Genomic DNA, 19782 nt, shown 5'->3' with positions numbered 1-19782 from the left:
TGGTTTTATCACATTTTTTTATGACCTGTCGCCCTTTCAAAATTTCAGTGAAAAGAATAACGTGCCGTTTATGTGGAAAATGCGTTTAATACTTCAGGAGCGGAATGTCCGCTCCCGCTCTTCGTCCTTTCTGACGACTTTATTACTTGAGGTTAATGGTCATACATGAAGAACACGCAAAACGGATGGGATATGCTGCAAATCATCTTCTCCATCCTGTTTATTACGCTGCTGATCGTCGCCTGTCTGTGGGTGGTTCAGCCCTTTGTGCTGGGATTTGCCTGGGCGAGCATGGTGGTGATCGCCACCTGGCCTTTGATGCTGAAAATCCAGGGCTGGCTGTGGGGGCGTCGTTCACTGGCGGTGATCGCCATGACGCTGCTGCTGGTGCTGCTGTTTGTTATTCCCGTCGCGCTGCTGGTTAACAGCCTGATTGAGAACAGCGGGCCGGTAGTCGCCTGGGCGACCTCAGGGCATGTGATGCTGCCGCAGATGCTGTGGCTACACGACATTCCGCTGGTGGGCAAAAAACTCTATTCCGCCTGGCGTCATCTGGTGGCCGGCGGCGGCACGGCGATGGTGGCCAGCGTTCAGCCCTATATCGGGCGCACCAGCATCTTTTTATTCGCGCAGGCCGGGCACTTTGGTCGCTTTATGCTGCATCTGGGGCTGATGCTGCTGTTCAGCGTGCTGCTTTACTGGCGCGGCGAACAGGTGGGCAACGGCATTCGGCACTTTGCCTATCGGCTGGCCCATCGCCGCGGCGACGCGGCGGTGCTGCTTGCCGGTCAGGCAATCCGCGCCGTGGCGCTTGGCGTGGTGGTTACCGCGCTGGTGCAGGGCGTATTAGGCGGGATCGGCCTGGCCATTTCCGGCATTCCTTACGCTACGGTACTGACGGTAGTGATGATCCTCTCCTGCCTGGTGCAGCTGGGGCCGCTGGTGGTGCTGATCCCCGCTATCATCTGGCTCTACTGGAGCGGCGACACCACCTGGGGTACCGTCCTGCTGATCTGGAGCTGCGTGGTGGGCACGCTGGATAACGTGCTGCGGCCGGTACTTATCAGAATGGGTGCCGATTTGCCGATGATTTTGATCCTTTCCGGCGTGATTGGCGGGCTGGTAGCGTTCGGCATGATCGGCCTCTTTATTGGCCCGGTAGTGCTCGCAGTCTCTTATCGACTGGTATCGGTTTGGATGCATGAAGAACCCGCCCCCAGAGACGACCCTGAAGAAGTTGTTGAAGAACTTGCTGAAATAGAACAGGAAAATTCAGTTAAGCAGTAACTTTAAGGCGGTTGGCATGCCTGACCGCCTTAATGCTTTAAAACCAGCCATTACTTTAAAAGACGCATTTGTTAAGCAACTTTTACCATTATTCGTTGGTTTTTCGCCCTTCCGGTCTCACTTACCGGCAATTGATTAATATAAGTACACATATCGCCCCTTACGCCTGCAATTTCAGTGATTAAATATTATCGTCTTTAAACTAATAAGAGGATTCTTAAAGACTCACTTCAGCGGGGGGAATAGTATATCGGTTATGTTTAGCAGCAACGCGCTGATTTATAAACAACCTTTTTCCCCAAACACCCTAAAGAATTGCTGTGTGTAGTCTTTGCCCATCCCATGTGATGGGCTTTTTTTTATCCATAACACAGCAAAAAGGCCGAACAAGTCGGCCTTTCACTGCGTCTGGTAATGAATCGCTACGCTTCAGGCAATTCTGCCAGGCTTAACCAGGTCTGTACAACCGTGTCCGGATTGAGCGACAGGCTGTCAATACCCTCTTCCATCAGCCATGCGGCAAAATCTTCGTGATCGGAAGGACCCTGGCCGCAAATGCCCACGTACTTTCCGGCTTTTTTCGCCGAGCGGATCGCCATCGACAACAGCGCCTTCACCGCATCGTTACGCTCATCGAACAGTTCTGATACCACGCCGGAATCCCTGTCCAGCCCCAGCGTCAGCTGCGTCATATCATTTGAGCCGATAGAAAACCCGTCGAAGTATTGCAGAAACTCGTCCGCCAGCAGGGCGTTAGAAGGGATTTCGCACATCATGATGATTTTTAATCCGTTCTCGCCACGCTTCAGACCCTGGCGCGCCAGCTCTTCCACCACCGCTTTCGCCTGCGCTACGGTACGCACGAACGGCACCATCACTTCGACGTTGGTCAGCCCCATTTCATTGCGCACGCGTTTGACGGCCTCGCACTCAAGCGCAAAGCAGTCGCGGAAGCTGTCGGCCACGTAGCGGCCCGCGCCACGGAAGCCCAGCATGGGGTTCTCTTCTTCCGGCTCATAGTGTTCGCCGCCGACCAGATTAGCGTACTCATTGGTTTTAAAGTCCGACAGGCGCACAATCACCCTTTTTGGCGAGAAAGCAGCGCCCAGCGTGGCGATGCCTTCCGTCAGGCGGGCAATATAGAACTCTACCGGATCGTCAAAGCCTTTCATCATGCCGCGGATCTGCTGCTGCAATTCCGGCGTCTGACGGTCGAACTCAAGCAGCGCTTTAGGATGCACGCCGATCATGCGGTTAATAATAAATTCCAGCCTCGCCAGCCCTACGCCCTCATTAGGCAGACAGGCGAAGTCGAAGGCGCGATCGGGGTTGCCCACGTTCATCATGATTTTCAGCGGCAGCGCGGGCATTTCATCAACCTGAGAGCTTTTTACCTCAAAGTCGAGCAGATCGTCGTAAACATAGCCGGTATCGCCTTCTGCGCAGGAGACGGTGACCTTATGGCCGTCCTTCAGAAGCTCAGTAGCGTTGCCGCAGCCGACCACGGCAGGAATTCCCAGCTCGCGGGCAATAATAGCGGCATGGCAGGTGCGCCCGCCACGGTTGGTGACGATGGCCGACGCTTTCTTCATAATCGGCTCCCAGTCGGGATCGGTCATATCAGTGACCAGCACGTCGCCTTTGGCGATGCGGCTCATCTCGCTGATATCGTGGATTACTTTGACTTCGCCCGCGCCGATGCGGTGACCAATAGCACGCCCTTCCACTACTACAGCGCCTTTCCCCTGTAGCGTATACCGCTCCATCACCTGGCCGTTGGAGCGCACGGTTTCCGGACGCGCCTGCACGATAAACAGCTTACCGGTGTGGCCATCCTTCGCCCATTCAATATCCATTGGCCGCTGATAATGTTTTTCAATCTGCACTGCCTGCGCCGCCAGCGCTTCCACTTCTTCGCTGGTGAGGCTGAAACGGTCACGCTCCGCTTCCGGCACGTCTTCGATCTTCACCTGCTCGCCGTGCGCCTGCGAATCGGCGTAGACCATACGGATTTTTTTCGAGCCCATGTTGCGACGCACGATAGCGGGACGCCCCGCCGCCAGCGTCGGCTTATGCACATAAAATTCGTCCGGGTTAACCGCGCCCTGAACCACCATCTCGCCCAGACCATAAGCGGAGGTAATAAATACCACCTGATCGAAGCCAGATTCGGTATCAATGGTAAACATTACGCCAGCGGCGCCGGCATCGGAGCGCACCATCCGCTGTACGCCAGCCGACAGGGCAACGCCGCGGTGATCGTAACCCTGATGCACGCGATAAGAGATCGCCCTGTCGTTAAACAGCGAGGCGTAAACATGCTTCACCGCCACCAGCACGGCGTCGAAGCCCTGTACGTTCAGAAAAGTTTCCTGCTGGCCGGCGAAAGAGGCATCCGGCATATCTTCGGCCGTAGCGGATGAGCGCACGGCGAACGAAGCGTCGGCGTCGTCAGCGGATAGCTGCTGATAGGCTTCACGGATAGCCTGTTCCAGCTCTGGCTGAAAAGGCGTTTCCACAATCCACTCGCGGATCTGTTTACCCGCTTTCGCCAGCTCGTCCACGTCATCAATATCGGTTTTGTCCAACAGCGTATGGATGCGCTCACTGACGCCGCTCTGATCGAGGAACTGATTGAATGCATCGGCCGTAGTGGCAAAACCGTTGGGAACGGAAACGCCTAGCGATGACAAGTTAGTGATCATTTCACCCAGAGAGGCATTTTTGCCGCCCACCCGATCAACATCGTTCATGCCAAGCTGGTTATACCAGAGCACAAACGGCAGTGCGCCTTGATTGGACATTGAAGCAATCCTTTTGTGAATGAATTAATGGAAATAGCATCGTGCGTTTTTGAGCCTGGCACATTCCGTGTAGGGAAAGAAACTGTTGAATCGTTCAAGCTGACTAAAAGGAAATATTTAAGACTATTCCGCCAATGGAAATCTTATTTATGGCAATAAAATAATAAATAACACCATGATAAATAAACTTATTTTAATTTTATAACTTAGAGGGGAAAAGCAAGGATGCCGCAGGCTGTCTGGATTCCCTTTTAGAATGTTTTCCAGAAAAATAGCGCTTTTTACGCATGATAAACAGGAACGTTATTTCATTAATTCTCTTTTCCAGCTACGCCTTTCTTTTAAGGAAAACAAAAAGTTCATTATAATTATAAGTGAAAATTTAATTTAATTTCATCAGCTGGCACTAATAGCCATAAGACTGTAGTTTAATTTACTCAGCCACTCAGTTTCTTAGGGATCGAAAAATGGACAGCAACGAACGCAGCGTATTTTATATTTCTGACGGAACGGCCATTACCGCTGAGGTACTCGGTCACGCGGTGCTTTCGCAGTTTCCTGTCAACATTAACAGCGTGACGCTGCCCTTTGTGGAAAACGTGCAGCGGGCGCAGGCGGTCAAAGCGCAGATTAACGCTATCTGGCAAAAAAGCGGCCTGCGCCCGCTGGTGTTTATTTCCGTGGTCACGCCGGAAATCCGGGAAATTATTTTGCAAAGCGAGGGCTTTTGTCAGGACATCGTCCAGTCGCTGGTGGCGCCGCTTCAGCAGGAGCTGGGCATAGCGCCCGCGCCGGTCGCTAACCGCACGCACGGTCTGACGGCTAACAACCTGGGCAAGTACGACGCGCGCATCGCCGCCATCGACTATACCCTGGCGCACGACGATGGTATCTCGCTGCGCGGGTTGGAGGAGGCGCAGGTGATCCTGCTGGGCGTATCGCGCTGCGGCAAGACGCCGACCAGCCTCTATCTGGCCATGCAGTTTGGCATCCGCGCCGCCAATTATCCCTTTATCGCCGACGATATGGATAACCTTAAGCTGCCGCCCGCGCTGCGGCCTTTCCAGAACAAGCTGTTTGGCTTAACCATCGATCCCGAGCGGCTGGCCGCGATCCGCCAGGAGCGGGCGGAAAATACCCGTTACGCGTCCATGCGGCAATGTCGGCTGGAAGTCGGGGAGGTGGAGGCCCTGTTTCGTACCCATCAGATCCGTTACCTCAACAGTACCAATTATTCCGTTGAGGAAATTGCCACGAAAATTTTAGATATCATGGGCCTGACGCGTCGAATGTACTGAGGCGCAGACATTTTTTGATTCCGCGTCTGAAAAAGTGATATTTATCCCGTTGCGCCGTTCTGTCCGGCGTTTCGGGTTGAAATTTACGCCGCGTCGGGTTTATTGTGATCGCCATCACTTCCCGGTATTCCCGCCGCTGCGAAGAAAAAAATTTTTGGACAACTATGAACAAGACAGATGAACTGCGGACCGCGCGCATCGAGAGCCTGATTACGCCTGACGAACTGGCGCAGCGTTTCCCGATCACGCCTGATATCGCCGCGAACGTGACCGCCTCCCGTCAGCGTATTGCCCGGATTTTGTCCGGCGAAGATCGCCGCCTGCTGGTGGTGATCGGTCCCTGCTCGCTCCACGATCCCGACGCCGCGCTGGCCTATGCAGCGAAGCTTAACGCGCTGCGCCAGCGCCACGCCGCCGAGCTGGAAATCGTGATGCGCGCCTATTTTGAAAAGCCGCGCACCGTGGTGGGCTGGAAAGGCCTGATTTCCGATCCCGATCTTGACGGCAGTTTCCGGGTGAATCATGGCCTGGCCGTAGCGCGCGAGCTGCTGCTGGAGATCAACCGGCTGGGTATGCCTACGGCCACCGAATTCCTGGATATGGTGGTGGGTCAGTTCCTGGCAGATCTCATCAGCTGGGGAGCTATCGGCGCGCGTACCACAGAAAGCCAAATCCACCGCGAAATGGCTTCCGCCCTCTCCTGCCCGGTTGGCTTTAAAAACGGCACGGACGGTAATATTCAGATTGCCGTCGATGCGATACGCGCTGCCCGCGCCAGCCATATGTTCCTGTCGCCGGACAAGCACGGACAGATGACCATTTACCAGACCAGCGGCAACCCTTCCGGCCACATCATTATGCGCGGCGGTAAACGGCCGAACTATCATGCGGAAGATGTCGCCGCCGCTGCCGCCAGCCTGCGTGAACACAGGCTGCCGGAACGGCTGGTTATTGATTTCAGCCACGGCAACTGCCTGAAACAGCATCGCCTGCAAAAAGAGGTCGCCGCGTCCGTAGCGCAGCAGATCCGTGACGGTTCGTCGGCCATTGCCGGGGTAATGATTGAAAGTTTCCTGAAGGAAGGCACCCAGAAAGTGCAGACCGGCACGCCGCTGGTCTATGGCCAGTCGATTACCGACCCCTGCCTGGGCTGGGATGACAGCGAAGAGGTGTTAGCACAGCTGGCCGAGGCGGTGAAAGCAAGGCGCTAAGACAGGCCTGCAGGCAGGCAGGACGCCATGCGCATGGCGGCGCTGGCGCACCCTGCCTGCCGCTTTACTACCCTCGTTGAAGCCTGCATCAGGCCCGTTTAATCCCCCTCGGTCAAGCCTGCTTTAGCTCGAACAGCTGACCTCCAGCTTTTTACCCCAGTCTGGCGGACGCCGCATCAAATCGGCAAACTCCGGCGCATCATCAAAAGGCCTGATCAATGCCTGGTGCAGCCTGGCCAGCACGCTGACGTCATCCTGCCCGGCCCGTTCAATCGCCTGCTGGGCGAGATAGTTCCTTAATACCACGGCCGGGTTAACCTGCTTCATCTTTTGCTGGCGTAGGGCGTCGTCGCTCTCTTCCTGCAATAACCGCTGACGGTAAATGTTGTACCAGCTGTCAAAGGCTTCACGATCGATAAATTCATCCCGCAGCGGCGAACGAGACTGCTGCTGCTCGGTATCGCACAGCATGCGGAAAGTCAGCGTATAGTCGCTGCCCTCTTTGGTCATCAGCGACAGCAGCCCGGTCAGAATGTTGTTATCGTCTTTATCCTGCGTCAGCAGGCCAAGCTTCGCGCGCATCCTGTCTCCCCAGCATTGCATCAGCTCCGGCTCGTATTCCGCCAGCGCCTGCTTCAGCTGGGCGGCATCCAGCAGTCCGGAAAGCGCGTGCGCCAGCCTGTTCAGGTTCCACAGCCCCACCACCGGCTGATTATCGAAGCTGTAGCGCCCCTGATAGTCCGAATGATTGCAGATAAAATCCGGTTTGTAGTCGTCCAGGAAACCGTACGGGCCGTAGTCCAGCGTTATCCCTAATACCGACATGTTATCGGTATTCATTACGCCATGCGCAAATCCGACGCTCTGCCACTGGGCAATTAGCCTGGCCGTGCGCCTGACCACATCACGGAACCAGAGCAGGTAGCGATCCTGCTCCTCCTGCAAATGCGGCCAGTGATGACGGATTAAATAGTCAGCCAGCTGGCGGACCTTTTCCGGCTGCTGCGCGTAAAAGAAGTGCTCGAAGTGGCCAAAGCGGGCGTGGCTTTCCGCAACGCGCAGCAGCATGGCGCCGCGCTCGGTGGTTTCCCGTTGCACAGGCTCATCGCTGGTGACGACCGTCAGCGCGCGGGATGTAGGAATACCGAGGTGATGCATCGCTTCGGAGGCAAGAAATTCGCGCAGTGAAGAGCGCAGCACGGCGCGTCCGTCGCCCATACGTGAATATGGCGTCAGACCCGCGCCCTTCAGGTGCCAGTCCATTTTACGGCCGTCGTCCAGCTGCTGCTCGCCCAGCAGGATACCGCGCCCGTCGCCCAGCTGTCCTGCCCAGACGCCAAACTGGTGTCCGCTGTACACCTGCGCCAGAGGCTGCATGCCCGGTAGCAGCTGCGCGCCGCTCCAGATAGCGGTTTTATCGGCGGTGAACCAGCTTTCGTCCAGCCCCAGCTCGTGCGCGAGCGGCGCGCTATGATAAAGCAGACGTGGGTTTTTCAGCGGCGTAGGGTTGAGGGCGGTATAAAATCCCGCCAGCTCGTCATGCCAGCTATTGTTAAAATGCATACGCTCCCCTTACTGTTTACCGACGCCCTGATGCGCATTCGGTATCAGCTTTAAGTGTAAACCTCATACGCTGCGGTAAACACGGAGAGAGTAAAGGGATATTACAGCGCTTCGCCTGTCAGCTCTTTGGGCGGCACAGTCAGCGAGGAAAGCAACTCTCCCCTTACCGGCGAAAACAGCGCGCTTTGAATACCGTCGAACTGATAGCGGCTGACTTTTTCCAGGCCGCTAATATCGTCCACGCCCTGGACAATAACCTGCTGACAGTGAGGTTTAATGTGCTCCAGCAGCGTGCTGATAAAGGGCTGAAAAGAGATCCGGTTAATATTATGCTGAATAAAGCCTTTATCCAGCTTAATACGGGAAAAGAGATTGTCGTACACTGCTTTTGAAGGCGCTTTCCCTGCGCCGTAATTCGCCAGGCTTAAATCAAACCTTTCACTGAGCGCCATCAGGCCGGGATGATCTTTCCCCAGCTTTAAGTCGGTGAAGCTTTCGCTAATTTCCAGCTCCAGCCACGCAAGCGCGTCCAGCTTGCGGCTCAGAAACTCGCTATCAAGGATGGTTTGTGCCAGCAGCTCGTCTATTTTCAGCGTGACCTTGACTCTTTCCTGGCTAAAAAAATCGGCGTGCCGTTCAATGCAGTTGATCTGATTCTGTAATAAAAGAATACGCTGATCTGTATTGAGCTGTGGTAGTAAAAGTTCCTGAGGGATGGCGACGTTAGCGGTACTGTGGGAAAAATGCGTGAGCAATTCGACGGCGATAAGCTGTCCGCCGAAACGGTAGATCGGGTTAAAAGCTGTGTGACTTTTATAATCCGCTTCCAGATGGATATTCATTTTTATTCAGCCATGATGCAGCCGCTGTACGGCGCATTAATACGCCTGTCGTACATCGGCCAGGATAAAAACCCATAGCGGGTTAAGCTATCACATATTCAGCAAGAAAAATGCTTTACTATTAAATCATAGTTTCGTGCTGAGAAATCTCCGTAACGCATTTCTTTAAACTACCTTTACAAAATCCGACACGGGAAATCACTTTTAACGGACTGGTTAAGCCTGGTGCAATAAGCTGCTAAACCAACCCGCCGGGTTTATTATAGCCATAAAAGTTAACCAGCGGATAGATAAGCCTTTTCTGAAATTCATTAGCAGGCTATATTAATTAAATCCGCCTCGCCTGCCAGAAAACTTTTTTCCAGTAGACGTTATTCAGCGACGATCGGATTACGCCCTGGCTGGTAGAAGCATGGATAAACTGGTCGTCAGTATCATAAATGCCGACGTGCAAACCATTTTCCCCCGCGCCGGTTTTAAAAAACAGCAAATCGCCAGGCAACAGATCCTTTTTACCGATGCGCGTTCCCGTTTTCGTTTGCGCAAGCGTCGTACGCGGCAGCTGCAAATCAAAGCGATCGCGAAAGGTCAGATAAACGAACCCGGAGCAGTCAACGCCTCTGCGTCCCATGCCGCCGTAGCGATAGGGCGTGCCGCGCCACTCCCTGAGCTGTTCGTTCAGTCGGGCGATAACCATAATGGAATCGGAGAGATGGCCGTTCGGCGGCGGGGCATGGCTGCTACAGCCCGCCAGCAGGATAGCCAGTAATAAGACCAGGTAGCGCATAACAGATTCCCTTTATTTATTGCCGCTGGTTTAAAACAGCGTGGTCAACAGCGATTGTCCTTCTACATCTATTTTTCTGAAAGGCACGTGATACACCGCCGACAGCGTTTCCGGCTGTAACACCTCTTCCGTTGCGCCCTGCCTCAGCAAAACCCCCTCTTGCAGCAGCCAGACGCGCCGGGCGTGATGTAGCGAATGATTAATGTCGTGCCCGCTCATGATAATCGTCAGGCCTTCTGCTACCCTTTCGGCCACGCAGCGATCGAACGCGGCCTGCTGTGCCAGATCCAAACCGGTTAACGGCTCGTCCAGCAGCAGCAGCTGCCCTTCCGGCTGCGCGGTCTGACAGAGCACCGCCACCAGGCGCACCCGCTGCCATTCTCCGCCGGAAAGGCGGCTGAGCGAGCGAGCCAGTTTATCCGCCAGCTGAAAAGTTTCGCAAAGGGTTATCAGTATCCGATCGCTCTCGTCCGCCAGCTGATGCTGCTTAAGGTAGTGCCATACCGGCATACTGCCGGGCGGCCGCTGCTGCTGGGCCAGGTAAGCGCGACGGCGGGCCAGCGCATAGCCGTTCCAGCCAGACAGCGGCGTACCGCTGAAAACAATGCGCCCTTCCGCCGGCAACAATCCCGCCAGCGCCGCCAGTAAGGAGCTTTTACCCGCCCCGTTAGGGCCAAGCAAATGGATCAGCTCGCCCTTATCAACGCTGGCGGTAAAGGGCGCGAGGCGCTGCGGGACCGCAACGCCCTCACACTGCAACAGCATTTATTTTGCCAGTGCCGCTTTGATACTTTCCATCACAATAGGATCTTCCGGCGTCATATCCGGCGAGAAACGCTGTACTACCGTGCCGTCGCGCCCAACCAGGAACTTTTCGAAGTTCCATAAAATGTCGCCCGGCGCTTTTGGCGCGCGTCCTTTACTGCTCATACGCTCCAGGAAACCGCTATTTTCCGGCGCTACCGCTTCCGGCCTTGCCGCAATTAGTTGGCGATAGAGCGGATGCCGCTCCGGGCCGTTGACCTCGATTTTACTGAACATCGGGAAGGTTACGCCATAGGTGGTGCTGCAAAACGTTTTAATCTCTTCGTTGCTGCCCGGCTCCTGCTCCAGAAACGCGTTGCAGGGGAAGCCAAGTACGGCAAAACCTCGATCCTGCCAGGCTTTGTGAATATTTTCCAACTGCTCATATTGCGGCGTCAGGCCGCACTTAGAGGCGACATTAACGATCAGCAGCACTTTGCCCTGCCACTGCGCCAGCGTCGTCGGTTCGCCATCCAGCGTCACCAGTTCTGTATCATAAATACTCATTGGTTTTTCCTGTTTCAGTAGAGAAAAAGCGGGCCACGGGTCAGGCCCGGTTACGTAATAACAGCCAGATAAAAACCGGCGCGCCCAGCGTAGCCGTCACTACGCCAATCGGCAGCTCCGCTGAGGCGATGGCGATACGGGCCAGGATATCGGCCGCCAACAGTATGCCGCCGCCCGCCAGCGCGCAGGCCGGCAACAGCATACGATGATCGCTCAGGTTGTTCAGCCGCAAAATATGCGGAATGACCAGGCCAACAAAGCCGATCGCCCCGGCCAGCGCCACGCTGACGCCAATCAGCCAGCCTGACGCCAGCACCAGCATATTGCGCCACAGCAACAGCGGCAGGCCGAGCTGGCGGGCGGAAACCTCGCCCAGCGCCAGCAAATTCAGCACGCGCCACTGGCGGCATAGCCACAGCAGCACCGGCAGCAGCGCCAGCATCAGCCCGCCGTAGCGCCAGTCCACGCCGCTAAAGCCGCCCATCATCCAGTACATTAGCTGGCGCAGATCCAGGCTGGCGCTGAAATAGACCAGCCACGTCATACCCGCGCTACAGATAATGCCTAAGGCCACGCCTGCCAGCAACAGGCGGCTGGTGGAAAGCGAGCGGCGGGAAAAACGCAGCAGGATAGCGGTAATCAACAGCGCGCCTGCAATGGCGAAAAAGCTTAGCGTCCACAGCCCGGTCACGCCGCTAAAAATCCCCAGCACCAGCCCAAGGCCCGAGCCGTTGGCGACGCCAAGCAGTCCCGGCTCCGCCAGCGGATTTTCAAACAGCGCCTGCATCACCGCGCCGGTCACGGCCAGCGCCGCGCCGACCAGCAGCACCGCCAGGGAACGCGGTAGCCGCAGCTGCCAGACAAACAGCCGGTTTTCACCGCTGAACCAGCTTTGCGGAAAAAGCCAGCGATCGCCGGCGCAGAGGCTAAACAGAAAAACCAACACGCAGAAAATGCTCAGGATGCAGAGCCAGCGGCGCTGATGTCGACGGGCCAGCGCAATCCGTTGAGAAAGCAGAGTCATAAATCCAGGCCTGGCTAATGAAAACGGGCAGGGTTAGCGGAAATTCAGCGATAAAAAAGGCCGCGTAAGCGGCCTTTTGCAGAGCACTGGTCAGTCTTCTTTCGGCGTAGCGTTCTCAACCCGGCTTTTGAGCTTCTGCCCCGGCCGGAAAGTCACCACGCGACGCGCCGTAATCGGAATATCCTCGCCCGTTTTAGGATTACGTCCCGGACGTTGATTTTTGTCGCGAAGGTCGAAGTTACCAAATCCTGACAGTTTTACCTGCTCGCCGTTTTCTAAAGCGCGACGTACCTCTTCAAAAAACAGCTCTACCAGCTCTTTGGCATCCCGTTTGCTAAGCCCCAGCTTTTCAAACAGGTATTCAGACATCTCAGCTTTTGTAAGCGCCATAGGTTCAATCCCTCAAGGTTGCCTGGAATCGCTCTTTTAACGCCGCAACACATTTGGCGACGGTTGCAGCGATCTCCTCTTCTTCGAGTGTCCGGCCGGTATCTTGCAAAATCAGGCTGATAGCAAGGCTCTTAAAACCTTCATTAACACCCTTACCGCGGTACACATCAAACAAGTTTACGCCAACTACCTGATTTACGCCAACTTTCTTACATTCGGCGATAATATCTGCTGCGGGCACGTTTTCCGCCACCAGAACGGCGATATCACGACGGTTTGCCGGGAAACGTGAAATCTCGCTCGCCTCAGGCAGGACGCGGTCTGACACCTTATCCCACTCCAGTTCGAAGACCACGGTACGGCCGTTAAGATCCAGTTTCCGCTCAAGTTCCGGATGAACCACGCCCAGATAACCGATACGCTGTTCCTGCAAATAAATGCCGGCGCTCTGTCCCGGGTGCAGGGCCGGATGCGCTTCAGCCCGGAACTGGATATCGGCCAGTTTACCGGTCAAATCGAGGACGGACTCCAAATCACCTTTTAAATCATAGAAGTCAACTGCCTGACGCGCCAGATCCCAGTGTTCTTCATAACGCGCGCCGCTGATAACGCCCGCCAGCATAACGTCCTGCCGGATCCCCAGGTTTGCCTGTGTATCAGGCACAAAGCGCAGACCGCTTTCAAACAGGCGTACGCGGCTCTGCTGGCGATTCTGGTTGTAGACCACGGCAGAGAGCAGGCCCGTCCACAGCGAGAGCCGCATTGCCGACATCTCAACGGAAATCGGGCTTGGTAGTACCAGGTTTTCCTCGCCCGGATGCAGTAACGTCTGCACTTTAGGATCGACAAAGCTATAGGTAATCGCTTCCTGATAGCCTTTATCCACCAGCATCGCTTTTACCCGCTTCAGCGACAGGTTCGCTTCACGGTGCGAGGTCATTACCAGACCCGCCTGCACCGGCACGTCAGGAATATTGTTGTAGCCGTAAACGCGCGCTACTTCTTCGACCAGATCTTCCTCAATCTGCATATCGAAACGCCAGGCCGGCGCCACGGCCTGCCAGACGCCTTCGCCCTCCGTGACGTCACAGCCTAAACGACGCAGAATATCGCTGACCTCGTTGTCGGCGATGACGTGGCCAATCAGGCGATCCAGCTTCTCGCGGCGCAGCGTGATAGTCGCGCGCGCAGGCAGCGTCGCCTCGTTGGTTTGATCGATGACCGGCCCGGCCTCGCCGCCGCAGATATCAAGCAGCAGACGCGTTGCCCGCTCCAGCGCTTTATATTGCAGCTGTGGATCGACGCCGCGCTCGTAACGATGGGAAGCATCGGTGTGCAGGCCATGGCGACGCGCGCGGCCGGTGACAGAAAGCGGGCTGAAGAAAGCGCATTCGAAGAGCACGTTGGTGGTTTCTTCGTTAACGCCGGAATGTTCGCCGCCAAAGATGCCGCCCATTGCCAGCGCTTTGTGGTGATCGGCAATAACGACTGTATCCGCGTTTAGCTTAACTTCCGCACCGTCCAGCAGCGTCAGCGCTTCACCCTCTTCCGCCATGCGCACCACAATCCCGCCGTCTACGCGATCGAGATCGAAAGCGTGCATCGGCTGGCCCAGCTCAAGCAGCACATAGTTGGTGATATCCACTACCGGATCGATAGAGCGAATGCCGCAGCGCCGCAGCTTCTCTTTCATCCACAGCGGCGTGGCGGACTTGACGTTAATGCCCTTGATCACGCGTCCCAGATAGCGTGGGCAGGCGTCAACCGCATCCACGCGGATCGGGAAGGTTTCTGTAATCGTAGCGGCAACCGGTTCAATAGTCGGCTCGCTTAACGGCAGCTTGTTCAGCACGGCAACATCACGCGCAATGCCGATAATGCCCAGGCAGTCCGCACGGTTTGGCGTCACGCTGATTTCAATGGTGTTGTCGTCAAGCTTGAGATAGTCACGAATATCGGTGCCGACGGTCGCGTCCAGCGGCAGTTCGATGATGCCGTTGTGATCGTCGGAAATCCCCAGTTCGGAATAAGAGCAGAGCATCCCTTCCGAAGGCTCGCCGCGCAGTTTGGCCGCTTTGATTTTAAAATCGCCCGGCAGCACCGCGCCCACCGTCGCCACGGCCACCTTCAGGCCCTGACGGCAGTTTGGCGCGCCGCAGACGATATCCAGCAGGCGGTCGCCGCCCACGTTAATTTTGGTGACGCGCAGTTTGTCGGCGTTCGGGTGCTGTCCGCACTCTACTACTTCGCCCACCACCACGCCGTGAAAAGCACCGGCTACCGCTTCCACGCCGTCCACTTCCAGACCGGCCATGGTGATCTGTTCGCTGAGCGCTGCGCTGTCGATGGCTGGGTTAACCCACTCACGTAACCAGAGTTCGCTGAATTTCATAGGTTTTACCCGCTCTTATTTAAACTGTTTGAGGAAACGTAAATCATTTTCGAAGAAGGCGCGCAGATCGGTCACGCCATAGCGCAACATGGTCAGACGCTCCATACCCATCCCGAAGGCGAAGCCGGAATAGACTTCCGGATCGATGCCAACGTTGCGCAATACGTTCGGATGCACCATGCCGCAGCCCAGCACTTCCAGCCACTTGCCGTTTTTGCCCATCACGTCCACTTCCGCAGAAGGCTCGGTGAACGGGAAGTAGGAAGGACGGAAGCGGATCTGGAGATCTTCTTCAAAGAAGTTGCGCAGGAAATCGTGCAGCGTGCCTTTCAGATTGGTAAAGCTGATGTTTTTATCCACAATCAGGCCTTCCATCTGGTGGAACATCGGCGTATGGGTCTGGTCGTAATCGTTACGGTAGACGCGACCCGGTGCGATTACGCGGATCGGCGGCTGCTGGTTTTTCATGGTGCGGATCTGCACGCCGGAAGTCTGGGTGCGCAGCAGGCGCGTGGCGTCGAACCAGAAAGTGTCGTGATCGGCGCGCGCCGGGTGGTGTCCCGGAATATTCAATGCGTCAAAGTTATGGTAGTCGTCTTCGATCTCCGGGCCGGTTTCCACGGCAAAACCCAGCTCGCCAAAAAATGTCTCGATACGATCGATGGTGCGGGTCACCGGATGCAGACCGCCGTTTTCGATACGGCGTCCCGGCAGCGAGACATCGATGGTCTCCTGCGCCAGGCGAGCGTTCAGCTCCGCCGACTCCAGCTCGTTTTTGCGCGCGGTCAGCGCTTCCTGCACCTGCTGTTTGGCCTCGTTGATCACCGCGCCCGCTGCCGGACGATCTTCGGCAGGCAGGTCGCGCAGCGTGGTCATCTGCAGCGTCAGCTGCCCTTTTTTGCCCAGATATTCAACGCGTACCGTATCTAACGCGGCAACATCGTGTGCATTCTTAATGGCCGCTTGCGCGTTCGCCACCAGTTCTGCGAGATGTGACATGCTTTCCTCTTCTTCCAGCCGCCGTGGCCGGTCTGTTTTTTTATGGGGACGACGAGGCGCCCTGGATCTGCCGCGCCAGAAACAAAAAAGCCTCCACGAGGGAGGCTTTCAGCGCGATTTTTCGTTTCTTTTCTTTGCGCACAAGCCCCCGATGTTCAGGTGCTAAAGTAAAAAAAGAAACGGAAATTCGCGGTCATAATGCGTTGCCTGGTCGTCAAAAGAGGCTCTATTGAAAAACGCATGGACAAAAATGTCAATCTTTTGCTGCGGTTACAAAATAAAAGAGGGAGCAAGCTCCCTCTTTCACCTGACTTACGCCAGAGCTGATTTCGCTTTTTCGACCAGGGCAGTGAATGCCACTTTGTCGAATACGGCGATGTCAGCCAGGATCTTACGGTCGATTTCAATTGAAGCCTTTTTCAGGCCATTAATGAAACGGCTGTAAGAAATACCGTTAGTGCGTGCCGCTGCGTTGATACGCGCGATCCACAGCTGACGGAACTGACGCTTACGCTGACGACGGTCACGGTAAGCATACTGACCAGCTTTGATAACAGCCTGGAAAGCAACGCGGTATACACGTGAACGTGCACCGTAGTAGCCTTTAGCTTGTTTTAAGATTTTTTTGTGACGTGCGCGAGCAACTACACCACGTTTTACACGAGCCATTTAGCTCTCCTGTTTAATATTCTGAATTAAAAAAAATAGACTTATGCGTACGGCAGGCAGGCAATAACCAGACCCAGATCGCCTTTAGACACCAGGCCTTTCGGACGCAGGTGACGCTTACGCTTAGTAGATTTTTTGGTCAGAATATGACGCAGGTTTGCGTGCTTACGCTTGAAGCCGCCAGAGGCGGTCTTCTTGAAGCGCTTAGCCGCGCCACGTACAGTTTTAATCTTTGGCATTTAAAAACATCCACTTCGCATTGTTAATAAAATAAAACAGGCAGGCGAACAGCGATTGACGGCGAGCCGCCGAACCGCTGCTGCTTTATGGCCTACTGTTTCTTCTTAGGAGCGAGCACCATGATCATCTGACGACCTTCGATCTTCGAAGGGAAGGATTCGACAATCGCCAGATCCATGTCTTCACACAGATCTTTACGGACGCGGTTAAGCATTTCCATACCGATCTGCTGGTGCGCCATCTCACGACCGCGGAAACGCAGCGTGATTTTAGCTTTATCACCCTCTTCCAGAAAGCGAATCAGGTTGCGTAGTTTTACCTGATAGTCGCCATCATCGGTACCAGGACGGAATTTAATTTCCTTAACCTGGATAATTTTTTGCTTTTTCTTCTGTTCTTTAGAAGATTTGCTTTTCTCGTAAAGGAACTTGCCGTAATCCATGATACGGCAAACGGGCGGCTCGGCGTTAGGGCTGATTTCAACTAAATCAACGCCTGCTTCCTCTGCTTTTTCTAAAGCCTCATTCAGACTGACAATACCAATCTGCTCGCCATCGACGCCAGTCAGACGAACCTCGGTGGCGCGGATTTCTTTGTTAATGCGATTAGGACGCGCCGGTTGAACTCGTTTTCCGCCTTTAATACCTTATTCCTCCAGTTGATGAAGATTGCGACTGCGGATTTCATCCTGCAGCTTCGCGATCGCTTCGTTTACGTCCATGCTGCCCAGGTCTTTACCACGGCGGGTGCGAACGGCAACCTTGCCTGCTTCCACCTCTTTATCACCACAGACCAACATATAGGGGACACGACGTAACGTGTGCTCGCGGATTTTAAAGCCAATCTTCTCGTTTCTCAAGTCCGCTTTTACACGAATGCCCGCATTCTGAAGTTTTTGGGTCAATTCTGCAACATATTCGGACTGGCCATCGGTGATATTCATCACCACTACTTGTACAGGAGCCAGCCAGGTCGGGAAGAAACCGGCGTACTCTTCGGTTAAAATACCGATAAAGCGCTCCACAGAACCCAGGATAGCGCGGTGGATCATCACCGGCACCTGACGTTCATTATTTTCACCCACGTAGGAGGCGCTCAGGCGGCCCGGCAGCGAGAAGTCCAGCTGAACGGTGCCGCACTGCCATGCGCGATCCAGACAGTCATACAGGGTGAACTCAATTTTAGGGCCGTAAAATGCGCCCTCGCCCGGCTGATACTCGAACGGGATAGCGTTCTCTTTCAGCGCGGCAGCCAGATCGGCTTCTGCACGATCCCACTGTTCGTCACTACCGATGCGCTTAACCGGACGGGTTGACAGTTTCACCACGATTTTTTCAAAACCGAAGGTGCTGTACATGTCGTACACCATACGGATGCAGCTGTTCACTTCAGCGCGCACCTGTTCTTCCGTGCAGAAGATATGCGCGTCGTCCTGGGTGAAGCCGCGTACGCGCATCAGGCCATGCAGCGCGCCAGATGGTTCGTTGCGATGGCAGCTACCAAATTCCGCCATACGCAGCGGCAGGTCGCGGTAAGATTTTAGACCCTGATTGAAAATTTGCACGTGACCAGGGCAATTCATTGGCTTGATGCAGTATTCACGGTTCTCCGAAGAGGTGGTGAACATTGCTTCTTTATAGTTTTCCCAGTGGCCGGTTTTCTCCCACAGCACGCGGTCCATCATCAGCGGACCTTTCACTTCCTGGTAGTTATACTCAGTTAGTTTGCTGCGGACGAAAACTTCCAGCTCGCGGAAAATCGTCCAGCCGTCATTGTGCCAGAACACCATGCCCGGCGCTTCTTCCTGCATATGATACAGGTCAAGCTGTTTACCGATTTTACGGTGGTCGCGCCTGGCCGCTTCTTCCAGGCGTTGCAAATAAGCAGACAGCTGCTTTTTATCCGCCCAGGCAGTGCCGTAGATACGCTGCAGCATTTTGTTATTGCTGTCGCCGCGCCAGTAGGCGCCGGAGATTTTCTGCAGCTTAAAGTGATGGCAGAAGCGCATGTTAGGCACGTGCGGGCCACGACACATATCCACGTACTCTTCGTGATGATAGAGGCCCGGACGGTCGTCGTGACTGATATTTTCGTCAAGAATAGTTATCTTATAGGTTTCGCCACGGGCAGCAAAAGCGTCACGCGCCTCCTGCCAGCTCACCTTTTTCTTAACGACGTTATAATTCGTTTCGGCCAGCTGGTGCATACGCTTTTCCAGCAGCTCAATATCTTCCTGGGTCAGGGTATGATCCATATCGACATCGTAGTAAAAACCGTTGTCGATAACCGGGCCGATTGCCATTTTGGTATCTGGCCACAGCTGCTTGATCGCGTGTCCCAACAGGTGCGCACAGGAGTGGCGAATAATTTCCAGCCCGGCTTCATCTTTAGCGGTAATGATGGCGACGTTCGCGTCTTCCGCGATCGGATCGACCGCATCCACCAGCTCGCCGTTTACGCGACCTGCGATACAGGCTTTCGCCAGGCCCGGACCGATGTCCTGAGCAATCTCCATCACGCTAACGGCGTGATCGAAGGTACGCTGACTTCCATCAGGAAGTGTAATTACAGGCATGATACATCCTTAGCTGCAGTGGTAACCCATACGCAAGGCTACATACAAAAGTCATTTTTCATTTATAAATTAGTAAGTTGCATCTTATCATTAGCTCACATTTGCTAATTTGGCACACAACCTGGTATACATGTTCGAAAGTGACTAATTCGTATAAACTTCCGATGGGATAGTATCTTACACTCCATGGTAACAAATTGCACGGTAAGCTATGAAACGTTGGGTTTTCGGCCGGTCGCATCGTACCCTCAAAAAATATTCAGCACTATCTCAGGCCCGGGTCGCCTCCTCTGTCGTGCTGTGGCTCGATAAGAATCAATACCCGGTTGGCCTGAGCCTTTACTCTACAAGCTACAAAAAACAACATCCGCTACCACTTTTCCCGTAGCT

17 protein-coding genes and 1 other annotated feature are annotated in these 19782 nt (G+C 54.8%); of the genes, 3 read left to right on the top strand and 14 right to left on the bottom strand.

The features are described 5' to 3' along the window. Positions 1-165: 165 nt before the first annotated feature. Positions 166-1287 carry an AI-2E family transporter YdiK gene (gene ydiK, locus EGK14_RS14335; protein WP_125289770.1) on the top strand — a complete coding sequence of 374 codons (1122 nt, stop codon included), beginning with the start codon at positions 166-168 and terminating at the stop codon, positions 1285-1287. Positions 1288-1709: 422 nt separating this feature from the next. Here ydiK and ppsA read toward each other — a convergent pair whose 3' ends face one another. After that, entirely contained in the window at positions 1710-4091 is a 2382-nt protein-coding gene (gene ppsA / locus EGK14_RS14330; protein WP_125289769.1) for a phosphoenolpyruvate synthase, read from the bottom strand. Between the two features lie 467 nt (positions 4092-4558). Between ppsA and EGK14_RS14325 the strand changes: the two genes are divergently transcribed. Beyond that, positions 4559-5389: a pyruvate, water dikinase regulatory protein gene (locus EGK14_RS14325; RefSeq protein ID WP_125289768.1), complete on the top strand. Its 831-nt coding sequence runs from the start codon at positions 4559-4561 to the stop codon at positions 5387-5389. A 164-nt stretch (positions 5390-5553) separates the two neighbouring features. Continuing rightward, positions 5554-6600: a 3-deoxy-7-phosphoheptulonate synthase gene (locus EGK14_RS14320; RefSeq protein ID WP_125289767.1), complete on the top strand. Its 1047-nt coding sequence runs from the start codon at positions 5554-5556 to the stop codon at positions 6598-6600. A gap of 123 nt (positions 6601-6723) precedes the next feature. Here EGK14_RS14320 and EGK14_RS14315 read toward each other — a convergent pair whose 3' ends face one another. The 13 genes from EGK14_RS14315 to thrS form a co-directional block, all read right to left on the bottom strand. After that, entirely contained in the window at positions 6724-8163 is a 1440-nt protein-coding gene (locus tag EGK14_RS14315; protein WP_125289766.1) for a protein adenylyltransferase SelO, read from the bottom strand. A gap of 101 nt (positions 8164-8264) precedes the next feature. After that, complete coding sequence (locus EGK14_RS14310; protein WP_125289765.1) at positions 8265-9005, bottom strand: EAL domain-containing protein; 741 nt, start codon at positions 9003-9005, stop codon at positions 8265-8267. A 328-nt stretch (positions 9006-9333) separates the two neighbouring features. After that, positions 9334-9792 (bottom strand): C40 family peptidase, encoded by a 459-nt coding sequence (locus tag EGK14_RS14305; RefSeq protein ID WP_125289764.1) that lies wholly within the window; start codon positions 9790-9792, stop codon positions 9334-9336. Positions 9793-9822: 30 nt separating this feature from the next. Further along, positions 9823-10557, bottom strand: a complete 735-nt coding sequence (btuD, locus tag EGK14_RS14300) for a vitamin B12 ABC transporter ATP-binding protein BtuD (RefSeq protein WP_125289763.1) — start codon at positions 10555-10557, stop codon at positions 9823-9825. Next, positions 10558-11103, bottom strand: a complete 546-nt coding sequence (locus EGK14_RS14295) for a glutathione peroxidase (protein ID WP_125289762.1) — start codon at positions 11101-11103, stop codon at positions 10558-10560. A gap of 40 nt (positions 11104-11143) precedes the next feature. Beyond that, a complete protein-coding gene (gene btuC / locus EGK14_RS14290) occupies positions 11144-12127 on the bottom strand; it encodes a vitamin B12 ABC transporter permease BtuC (protein ID WP_125289761.1) in 984 nt (327 codons plus the stop codon). 90 nt (positions 12128-12217) lie between these two features. Then, on the bottom strand, positions 12218-12517 hold the full coding sequence (gene ihfA, locus EGK14_RS14285) for an integration host factor subunit alpha (protein WP_004157378.1): 300 nt from the start codon (positions 12515-12517) through the stop codon (positions 12218-12220). Between the two features lie 4 nt (positions 12518-12521). Continuing rightward, positions 12522-14909 (bottom strand): phenylalanine--tRNA ligase subunit beta, encoded by a 2388-nt coding sequence (gene pheT / locus EGK14_RS14280; protein WP_125289760.1) that lies wholly within the window; start codon positions 14907-14909, stop codon positions 12522-12524. Between the two features lie 15 nt (positions 14910-14924). Beyond that, the gene (pheS, locus tag EGK14_RS14275; RefSeq protein WP_125289759.1) at positions 14925-15908 is read right to left on the bottom strand and encodes a phenylalanine--tRNA ligase subunit alpha; all 984 of its coding nucleotides are present in this window, start codon (positions 15906-15908) and stop codon (positions 14925-14927) included. Positions 15909-15988: 80 nt separating this feature from the next. After that, positions 15989-16113 (bottom strand) — a sequence feature (Phe leader region). Positions 16114-16220: 107 nt separating this feature from the next. Further along, positions 16221-16577 carry a 50S ribosomal protein L20 gene (gene rplT / locus EGK14_RS14265; protein ID WP_016169860.1) on the bottom strand — a complete coding sequence of 119 codons (357 nt, stop codon included), beginning with the start codon at positions 16575-16577 and terminating at the stop codon, positions 16221-16223. Between the two features lie 41 nt (positions 16578-16618). Next, on the bottom strand, positions 16619-16816 hold the full coding sequence (rpmI, locus tag EGK14_RS14260; RefSeq protein WP_010275699.1) for a 50S ribosomal protein L35: 198 nt from the start codon (positions 16814-16816) through the stop codon (positions 16619-16621). A gap of 92 nt (positions 16817-16908) precedes the next feature. Beyond that, complete coding sequence (gene infC, locus EGK14_RS14255) at positions 16909-17460, bottom strand: translation initiation factor IF-3 (RefSeq protein WP_125289758.1); 552 nt, start codon at positions 17458-17460, stop codon at positions 16909-16911. Positions 17461-17463: 3 nt separating this feature from the next. Beyond that, positions 17464-19392: a threonine--tRNA ligase gene (thrS, locus tag EGK14_RS14250; protein WP_125289757.1), complete on the bottom strand. Its 1929-nt coding sequence runs from the start codon at positions 19390-19392 to the stop codon at positions 17464-17466. Positions 19393-19782 lie beyond the last annotated feature (390 nt).

Origin of the sequence: Erwinia sp. 198, assembly GCF_003937915.1 — a bacterium.
In the GTDB taxonomy this organism is placed as follows: Bacteria; Pseudomonadota; Gammaproteobacteria; order Enterobacterales; family Enterobacteriaceae; genus Erwinia; species Erwinia aeris.
Note: the sequence above shows the minus strand (reverse complement) of the source record. Positions and strands in the feature narration are given on the sequence as shown.

Bases quoted from the DNA above. Each gene is read 5' to 3' on its own strand.
- ydiK (WP_125289770.1), top strand. From the start codon at position 166: ATGAAGAACACGCAAAACGGATGGGATATGCTGCAAATCATCTTCTCC.
- ppsA (WP_125289769.1), bottom strand. From the start codon at position 4,091: ATGTCCAATCAAGGCGCACTGCCGTTTGTGCTCTGGTATAACCAGCTT.
- EGK14_RS14325 (WP_125289768.1), top strand. From the start codon at position 4,559: ATGGACAGCAACGAACGCAGCGTATTTTATATTTCTGACGGAACGGCC.
- EGK14_RS14320 (WP_125289767.1), top strand. From the start codon at position 5,554: ATGAACAAGACAGATGAACTGCGGACCGCGCGCATCGAGAGCCTGATT.
- EGK14_RS14315 (WP_125289766.1), bottom strand. From the start codon at position 8,163: ATGCATTTTAACAATAGCTGGCATGACGAGCTGGCGGGATTTTATACC.
- EGK14_RS14310 (WP_125289765.1), bottom strand. From the start codon at position 9,005: ATGAATATCCATCTGGAAGCGGATTATAAAAGTCACACAGCTTTTAAC.
- EGK14_RS14305 (WP_125289764.1), bottom strand. From the start codon at position 9,792: ATGCGCTACCTGGTCTTATTACTGGCTATCCTGCTGGCGGGCTGTAGC.
- btuD (WP_125289763.1), bottom strand. From the start codon at position 10,557: ATGCTGTTGCAGTGTGAGGGCGTTGCGGTCCCGCAGCGCCTCGCGCCC.
- EGK14_RS14295 (WP_125289762.1), bottom strand. From the start codon at position 11,103: ATGAGTATTTATGATACAGAACTGGTGACGCTGGATGGCGAACCGACG.
- btuC (WP_125289761.1), bottom strand. From the start codon at position 12,127: ATGACTCTGCTTTCTCAACGGATTGCGCTGGCCCGTCGACATCAGCGC.
- ihfA (WP_004157378.1), bottom strand. From the start codon at position 12,517: ATGGCGCTTACAAAAGCTGAGATGTCTGAATACCTGTTTGAAAAGCTG.
- pheT (WP_125289760.1), bottom strand. From the start codon at position 14,909: ATGAAATTCAGCGAACTCTGGTTACGTGAGTGGGTTAACCCAGCCATC.
- pheS (WP_125289759.1), bottom strand. From the start codon at position 15,908: ATGTCACATCTCGCAGAACTGGTGGCGAACGCGCAAGCGGCCATTAAG.
- rplT (WP_016169860.1), bottom strand. From the start codon at position 16,577: ATGGCTCGTGTAAAACGTGGTGTAGTTGCTCGCGCACGTCACAAAAAA.
- rpmI (WP_010275699.1), bottom strand. From the start codon at position 16,816: ATGCCAAAGATTAAAACTGTACGTGGCGCGGCTAAGCGCTTCAAGAAG.
- thrS (WP_125289757.1), bottom strand. From the start codon at position 19,392: ATGCCTGTAATTACACTTCCTGATGGAAGTCAGCGTACCTTCGATCAC.